We start from the raw sequence: 3,833 nt of genomic DNA on the forward strand, positions 1-3,833 counted from the left end.
GGAAAACATTTCTCGGGGAGAAAAACTTGCTTCCTGCGCGTCTGTAGTTTATGAGAGTTAAGGGGTGCTGAACGTAAGTACGTCTCGAAAGGAACCCTAGGACGTCCAATAGCTTAGTTGGTGCCACAAGGAAGCTGCTTACAATTATTCAAATTGCAGTTGAGGCATCAGCTGTAAAGTCCCAATACCTAAATCCTTGGGAGACAGTGATCGTGCTTCAAACAAGGCCATCATATCTCGTAGTTGGGGATTACCACGGGAAGATCCTGTTAGTCCTTTAGCAATGATTAGACCGCAATAACCATTGGTGTTTTTACATCGCTGATTCCATTTTTTCCGAGCTTCTACGTGTGTAGGATCGTCGTCCTGAAACTCACCAAATAGAAATAGTTCCTCATTATCAGTTTGTAATAGACCTAAGTCATAGTGAGTCCCATCAAAGGGATCTGCTCCTGGATTAAAGCAAATCGCTTTTAGTCCGCCTGCTTGTTCAATATTTTCAATGACCGTCTTTGCTTTAGGGCGAGAAGTTTGAATTAAAATCACAGGTAACCCTTCGCCAGCTTGTGTGATTTCCCCCACCTTGTAGTATTTCACGCCCTTACGTAGATACTCCAACATTTCCCAAGACACTACGCCTAAACTAAGAAACGAGTCGTCTGGGATTAAGTCATCTCGTAAGGACTGAAACTGTTCAATATCTTCTAAATCTTCACCTTCCTCAATTGTTTCAAAACCTGCCATTTCCTCTAATTCTTCCGCTAATTGCGGCATAGTAGAGACAGTGACAGATACTGATTTAGTAGGTTCATCTGACTGAGGAAGGGCAATACGGTAGCGACGACTCAGGGCAGGAAAAGTATCCTCTGCAAACGATCGCCGATGATCCCGGATAAAACGGTAAAAGCTTTCTAAAGCAACATAAACGACCAGTGCTTCTTCATCATATAAAACAGACCGCAGCCCTTCTAAGGGATGGATATTACCAAAAGTAGGGTTAATTTCTGATAATGGTAGTTCTGCTAAATCGTCAAAGTTGTCATCATCTTCATCAGATGCGTCAGTATGCTCAAAGGTAAGAAACAAACAATCTTGCTTCAAAAAAGCTTCTTCTAAGCGCTGTGTTGAATCTTCATCTATTAAAACAGTTGCACGAAACCGTTTTAATGACTCTTCTGAACGATATAACAGTATCCCATACTCCATTCCCAGCATCCCCATCACTGAGGCGTACAACGTGCCTACATCCCACTTATTAATCTCTATGGAGAGAATTTGCTGTTCTTCCAATAATTCCCAAGGGGCTGTTTGCCAAATTGCAAACGCCTTTTCTCGTAGCAGTTGTGCATACTGCGGTGGTAAATCGGGGATTTGGCTATCCAGGATTTCGGCAAATCCCCTAAACAGTTCATCAATTAAGGGTAATTCTGGGGCATAATCAATCGCAATGTCCAAATCTTGCAGTACGCCCCGTAGATAAAATTGGATCTCTCGATCTCTGACCACAATTCTTTGAGGGCGAGCAGGTTTTGCAGGACTGTGTGGATGCTCCATTGCTCGCATTAAGGTGCGAACAATAGCCTCTGGACCGATCTGAGGCGCTACCACATCCATTCCTCGGACAATACCTTGCGAGCCATCCACCCAAAGAATACATTCGCCCTTTGCCTCTGAATCTTGGGCTGGGGTTTGTGTTGATGACAATGGACGGCGATCGCCCTCCCATACAGAAGGAATTTGAGTTAATTTCTTCAGACGACGACTGGTAGAGCGATTAAAACTTGTCATAGATTAAATAGAAGCAATTTGGAAGTAAACTTTTGGGTCATGGCTAGCCTTAGATGAAAATCTGGCTACCTTCGTAAGAGTCGTTACGGCTGATGGCTGCTAAAAAGCTTGTAATCCAAAGACACTGAATCTCCAAATACACCGAATCTCTCAATTCTAGAATAAAAATCTTTGCGTGTTTTTGACGCCCGTATTTACAATTTCACTTATGAGTTTCATGATTATCGCTAGAATGAATACAAAAACTTATAAGGCAACCTAGAAATTAGCTTGGGGTTTAAAATCCTGGCTTTTTCAGGTTCAATATATATAGTTTGACGCTTCTTTTGGAGTTAAAAGGCAGATGGCACAAGTAATTGATTCTCAGCAACGAGGCATTCGGTTGAGCGAATCAGCCCTAGCACAAGTAAAACTTCTACAACAGAAGCAAGGTAAAGAGCTCTGTTTGAGAGTTGGCGTTCGCCAGGGTGGCTGTTCGGGGATGTCCTACATGATGGATTTTGAAGACACCAGTAAAATTACTTCTCAAGATGAAGTTTTTGATTATGATGGCTTTAAGATTGTTTGTGATCGCAAGAGTCTATTATATCTCTATGGCTTGATGCTTGATTACAGCGATGCCATGATTGGTGGTGGCTTCCAATTTACTAATCCTAACGCTGCACAAACCTGTGGATGTGGTAAGTCCTTTGGTGTGTAGTAAATTTTAGATTTTGGATTCCTCCTCAATCTAAAATCTAAAATGAAAATAAGACGGTCAATTTTGCTGGTGCTATGACTCAAACAGTTGAAGCCCTGTTTGATACAGGTTTGGAACGTTATAAAGCGGGAGTTGCCGCAACTGAACTGATTCCTTTATTTAAGGAGGTTTGCGATCGCTCTCCTAAAAGTAGTGCAGCTTGGACTTGTTTAGCCTGGCTGTATCTGCTTGATGAAAAACCCAACTCCGCTTACAAAGCTGCCCAAAAAGCAGTAAAGTTAAATCCACAAGACCCACAGGCAAGAGTAAATCTCGCCATCGCAATGCTGGAAACTGGCCAAAAAGGTTTGCGACAACATGTGGATTTTGCACAACAGTTAATGATTGTTAACGCGGAATGGCAAGAGGAAATTAAAAACAGCATTGAAGATGGTTTAACAAGAAAGCCCGATTGGCAAAGTTTGGCAAAGGTTAAAAGCTGGCTGTTTGAAAGTTAGTAGCCCACTCGGCGCTAAACGTAAGTGTTTTTCCGCACCCTGACGACAGGCGTCGCGTTCTTGTTTGTTAGTGGTTGATTGTTAATCTAACAATTGACCACTAATTATCGTTTAATCCTATGCCCCTATTGACGATGAAAGAAAAATTTTTGCGCTGGCTCAACCTGATTTTAATGGCGGATGTATTTTTCGTTATATTTAGCTTTGCGTGGTTGGCGATCGCAGTTATTGGTCATCTAGCCGGAGTACCACTGGGTTTAAACTTGTGGTACAAACTCTGGCAGCCTGTTTTTAACCCAAGCCTAGGCATCCTTATGGCAGGCGCAATTACAAGCGGTATTATTAGCTGGATTTCCAAAAAATTGGAAACAAAGAATCAGGGATAGGAGAGGGAGCAGGGGAAGCAGGGGAAGCAGGGGAGAAAAAAAGACAAATCTTACCCAGTTTTGACTTTTGAATGAGTGACTTTTGACTTCCCCGCAGGGGTGCCCTATTTCAAAATTTCCTCAAGAGCAGGTTGTAAATTAGAATACTGGTATTTAAACCCAGTCTCTAAGGTACGGGTGGGTAGAACTTTTTGACCTTCTAAAACAACCATTGCTCCATCCCCTAAAAGAGTTTCAAGAGCAAAACCAGGGACAGGTAACCAAGAAGGACGATGGATAACTTCACCGATGGTTTCGCTCAATTGTTTCATCCGAACAGGGTTGGGAGCAGTAGCGTTATATACTCCTTGCATTTTTGATTGAGATAAAGCTTGTAAAATTAGATTCACTAAATCATCTATGTGAATCCAAGAAAACCATTGCTGTCCACTTCCTAAAGGACCACCAGCAAAAAGTTTAAAC

Annotated in this window: 5 protein-coding genes; 3 read left to right on the forward strand and 2 right to left on the reverse strand. The window is 42.2% G+C overall.

What is annotated here, in order from left to right:
- Positions 1 to 144: 144 nt before the first annotated feature.
- Positions 145 to 1,788 (reverse strand): DUF6930 domain-containing protein, encoded by a 1,644-nt coding sequence (locus G4P69_RS36050; RefSeq protein ID WP_208343962.1) that lies wholly within the window; start codon positions 1,786 to 1,788, stop codon positions 145 to 147.
- A gap of 343 nt (positions 1,789 to 2,131) precedes the next feature.
- Between G4P69_RS36050 and G4P69_RS36055 the strand changes: the two genes are divergently transcribed.
- The 3 genes from G4P69_RS36055 to G4P69_RS36065 all read left to right on the forward strand — a co-directional run bounded on the left by G4P69_RS36055 (position 2,132) and on the right by G4P69_RS36065 (position 3,371).
- On the forward strand, positions 2,132 to 2,488 hold the full coding sequence (locus G4P69_RS36055; RefSeq protein WP_208343961.1) for an iron-sulfur cluster assembly accessory protein: 357 nt from the start codon (positions 2,132 to 2,134) through the stop codon (positions 2,486 to 2,488).
- 74 nt (positions 2,489 to 2,562) lie between these two features.
- Positions 2,563 to 2,985: a tetratricopeptide repeat protein gene (locus G4P69_RS36060; protein WP_208343960.1), complete on the forward strand. Its 423-nt coding sequence runs from the start codon at positions 2,563 to 2,565 to the stop codon at positions 2,983 to 2,985.
- Positions 2,986 to 3,119: 134 nt separating this feature from the next.
- Positions 3,120 to 3,371 carry a hypothetical protein gene (locus G4P69_RS36065; protein WP_208343970.1) on the forward strand — a complete coding sequence of 84 codons (252 nt, stop codon included), beginning with the start codon at positions 3,120 to 3,122 and terminating at the stop codon, positions 3,369 to 3,371.
- Between the two features lie 104 nt (positions 3,372 to 3,475).
- Here G4P69_RS36065 and G4P69_RS36070 read toward each other — a convergent pair.
- Positions 3,476 to 3,833, reverse strand: a 358-nt coding sequence (locus G4P69_RS36070; RefSeq protein ID WP_208354707.1) for a DUF1731 domain-containing protein, incomplete at its 5' end; no start/stop codon positions are given.

It is taken from the genome of Aetokthonos hydrillicola CCALA 1050, from assembly GCF_017591665.1.
In the GTDB taxonomy this organism is placed as follows: domain Bacteria; phylum Cyanobacteriota; class Cyanobacteriia; order Cyanobacteriales; family Nostocaceae; genus Aetokthonos; species Aetokthonos hydrillicola.